Annotated in this window: 4 protein-coding genes; all 4 read left to right on the top strand. The window is 34.2% G+C overall.

Going from position 1 to position 3,898, the window contains the following annotated elements; all coding sequences use genetic code 11:
- Nucleotides 1-150 precede the first annotated feature (150 nt).
- The 4 genes from bshC to ftsL all read left to right on the top strand — a co-directional run bounded on the left by bshC (nt 151) and on the right by ftsL (nt 3,784).
- On the top strand, nt 151-1,779 hold the full coding sequence (gene bshC, locus COD11_RS25080) for a bacillithiol biosynthesis cysteine-adding enzyme BshC (protein ID WP_176551243.1): 1,629 nt from the start codon (nt 151-153) through the stop codon (nt 1,777-1,779).
- Between the two features lie 125 nt (nt 1,780-1,904).
- Entirely contained in the window at nt 1,905-2,336 is a 432-nt protein-coding gene (gene mraZ / locus COD11_RS25075) for a division/cell wall cluster transcriptional repressor MraZ (RefSeq protein WP_098799612.1), read from the top strand.
- 118 nt (nt 2,337-2,454) lie between these two features.
- Nucleotides 2,455-3,387 carry a 16S rRNA (cytosine(1402)-N(4))-methyltransferase RsmH gene (rsmH, locus tag COD11_RS25070; protein WP_098799611.1) on the top strand — a complete coding sequence of 311 codons (933 nt, stop codon included), beginning with the start codon at nt 2,455-2,457 and terminating at the stop codon, nt 3,385-3,387.
- Between the two features lie 34 nt (nt 3,388-3,421).
- A complete protein-coding gene (ftsL, locus tag COD11_RS25065; protein WP_098799610.1) occupies nt 3,422-3,784 on the top strand; it encodes a cell division protein FtsL in 363 nt (120 codons plus the stop codon).
- Nucleotides 3,785-3,898: the final 114 nt, after the last annotated feature.

The following is a 3,898-nucleotide window of genomic DNA, read 5'->3' as shown; positions in this document are numbered from 1 at the left end:
GTTATTTAACATAGCTTAATTTTAAAAAGAACTAGAATTCAAGCAAAGGTTTTTTGTTTCATTACCATAAGTGCTATACTCACCTTGTTACATCGTACAATCGGACATAAATGACAACATATGACTTTAATCAAGAAAGGAAGTTTATATATGGAGATAGTTGAACTCTCCCTGCGCTCTTCAAATCAATTTATTAATGACTTAACTGAGAAAAAGTTGCATGTTGAATCTTTTTTTGATTATAACGTTCATTCATCTTCTCTTTTTAGAGAAAGAGCTGAAGATTTAAGGGAACGTACTTATCAACGCGAAGAGCTTGCAACTTACTTGAAAAACTATACCAACCGATGTTTAAACAGTGATGAAAAAATATTAGAAAACATAGAACGATTGAAAAATCCTGATAGCCTTGTAGTTATTGGAGGGCAACAGGCAGGTTTATTAACTGGTCCTCTATATACAATACATAAAATTATTTCAATCATTGTACTTGCTGAGAAAGAAGAAAAGGAATTAGGTGTTCCTGTTATTCCTGTTTTTTGGATTGCTGGTGAGGACCATGATTTTGTGGAAATCAATCATGTTTTTATAGAGAAAAATCAAATAGCAAGAAAGCTTGCAATAAAGGATTCACCTGTAAAAAAACAACCTGTGTCACAACTTGAGCTTAACAAACAAAAAACATTTGATTGGATTGACCAAGTTTTTGAGGCTTTTGGAGAAACAGATTATTCCAATCAATTGATTTCTACCTTAAAGCAATTTGCTGAAGAGTCTTCAACATATGTTGAATTCTTTGAAAAAGTAATCATGGATCTTTTTAAGGATAAAGGGCTTGTTCTGATTAATTCAGGAGATCATGAGCTAAGAAAGCTGGAAAAATCATATTTCAAATCAATTTTAGAACAAAATGAGAGAATTTACGACGCAGTAAAAGAACAACAACAAAAAATGCAATCATTAGATTATCATCCTATTATAGAAATGACAGATAACAGTGCTAACCTTTTCTACCATCATGACGGGGAGCGTTTCCTTCTAGAGAGAATTAGTCATAATGAGTATGAAGTAAGTGAAATTGGATTTACTATTACCAGAGCGGAACTTTTTGATTTGATTGAAACGAATCCTGAAAAATTCAGTAACAATGTTGTGACAAGGCCGTTAATGCAGGAATATTTATTTCCTACATTAGCCTTTATTGCAGGTCCGGGTGAAGTAACATATTGGTCTGAATTAAAAGGTGTTTTTTCATTATTTGATATAAAAATGCCACCAGTTCTTCCAAGGCTGCAAATGACTATTTTAGAAAGAGCTATAGACAGAAACATAAAGGAAACGGGTGTGGAATTAGAGGCAGTGCTGCAAGAAGGAGTAATGTCTTCAATGAACAACTTTCTCAAGGAAATGTCTCCAGTTGATATGGCACCCTTAATTGAGGAAGCTAAAAAAGAAATTTCCGAGATTCATACTAAGTTGGTTGACGCTGCATTGTTAATTGATCAAAGCTTAGAGCCGATGCTAAAAAAGAATGGTCATTTTATTAAGGAACACCTTGATTTTATTTATAAAACTGTTGAAAATCGGAAGAAACAACAGCATGATTCTCAATTGTCAAAGTTTAAATCAATTGAACAATCATTACTTCCAAATTTACATCCACAAGAGAGAGTTTGGAATGTTTATTACTATTTAAACAAGTTTGGACCAAATTTTGTAGGAGAATTGCTAAACTTGTCATATTCCTTTAATGGAACACATAAAATTGTCAAAATATAAATAAAAGTTTTTTGAAAATCCTGTGAATACAGGGTTTTTTTTTTATGAAAACAAATGTAGAATAAAGATGTGGAGATAAGTGGGGGGAAGTGGTGAGTTAAGGGGAGAAAGTGGGGACAACGAACATGTTTATGGGAGAATACCATCACACCATTGATATAAAAGGCAGAATGATTGTCCCATCAAAATTTAGAGATGGACTAGGAGAAACATTCGTTTTAACACGTGGCCTGGACCAGTGTTTGTTCGGTTATCCAATGAGTGAGTGGAAAATAATTGAAGATAAGCTAAAGAATCTCCCATTAACTAAAAAAGATGCTCGTGCATTTACCCGTTTTTTCTTTTCAGGTGCGACTGAATGTGAGCTTGATAAACAAGGTCGTGTAAATATCGCAACACCACTTTTGCAGTATGCAAAACTAGAAAAAGAATGCGTTGTGATCGGCGTTTCAAATCGGATTGAGCTGTGGAGTAAGTCCATTTGGGAAACTTATGTTGCTGAGCAAGAAGATTCTTTTGAAGAAATTGCGGAAAATATGATTGATTTTGATATATAATCTTCTCTTTAGCAAAGAATGAGTAGAAAAATGGACAAGCTAAGAATAGTCCAAGATTTTAGGGGGAGATTATTTACTTCCTTCTAACTGAAACAGATTTGAAGAGGTGGTACAACATATGTTTAAACATACAACAGTGTTACTAAAGGAAACAGTAGATGGCTTAAATATTAAGGAAGATGGTATTTACGTTGATTGCACACTAGGAGGTGCAGGTCATAGTAGCTATCTGCTTTCACAGTTATCAGAACAAGGGCATCTAATCGCCTTTGATCAGGATGATACAGCGTTAGAAAACGCGAAAGAAAAGCTTGCTAATTATAAAGGTAAGGTAACCTTAATCAAAAGTAATTTTCGTTACCTATCTGAAAAACTTGCTGAAATAGGAATTGACAAAGTAGATGGTATTCTATTTGATTTAGGGGTTTCATCCCCACAGCTAGATACGCCTGAACGAGGATTTAGTTATCATCATGATGCACCGTTAGATATGAGAATGGACCAGCAATCAGATATTTCAGCATACGAAGTGGTAAACACGTGGACTTACGAACAACTAGTGAAAATTTTCTTTCGATATGGTGAGGAGAAATTCTCTAAACAAATTGCGAGAAAGATTGAAAGTCACAGAGAAACTCAGCCAATTCGAACTACCGGTGAGCTAGTTGAAATTATTAAAGAGGCAATTCCGGCACCTGCACGCAGAAAAGGTGGACACCCAGCCAAAAGAATTTTCCAGGCGATAAGAATTGCTGTAAATGATGAATTAAAAGTATTTGAAGAGGCAATTGAACAATCAATTGAATTGTTAAAGCCTGAAGGAAGAGTGAGTGTTATCACATTCCACTCTTTGGAAGACCGTATATGTAAATCAGCCTTTAAAGAAGCGGCAACACCACCTGAATTACCTAGGAATATGCCATATATCCCAGAAGGGTATGAGCCTAAAATAAAAATTATTACTAGAAAACCTATTCTTCCATCAGAACAAGAACTGGAAGAAAACAATAGAGCACGATCAGCTAAGCTAAGAATTGCTGAAAAGCTCTAAAAAGAAAAAGATTATTTTAAAGGAGGTTATTAAAATGAGTAATTTAGCCATGAAACTAGAACAACAACGTCAGGAGCAGCTAAATCAATCCCCTAAACAAGAACCTGTTATTAGAACAAGAAGAGCTTCAATAACCCCAGGTGAGAAATTCCTCATTTTATTATTTGTTTCTCTCTTTGTATTAGGAGCTATTACAATTGTTGCGAACTCCTATAATGTGTATCAAGCTAATATGGAGATTCAAAAAACTGAAGCTAAAATCCAAGAACAAACGAAATTAAACAGTGACCTTCATGTTCAAGTAGAAGAGTTAAGTACATATGATCGTATTTGGGAAAAAGCTAAGGAATTAGGGTTAACATTAGATCAAAATAATGTAAAAAGTGTGCAAAATTAATAAAGAATCAAATAAAGGGACTAAGCCGTGTAAGTTTCATGTGGGCTTAGTCCTTCAATTATTCTATCCATTTACGGGTAAAGGTGATATCATACAAGGTAGTGTCAAAAGATT

Origin of the sequence: Bacillus sp. AFS040349 (assembly GCF_002577655.1) — a bacterium.
Taxonomy (GTDB): domain Bacteria; phylum Bacillota; class Bacilli; order Bacillales; family Bacillaceae; genus Metabacillus.
Note: the sequence above shows the minus strand (reverse complement) of the source record. Positions and strands in the feature narration are given on the sequence as shown.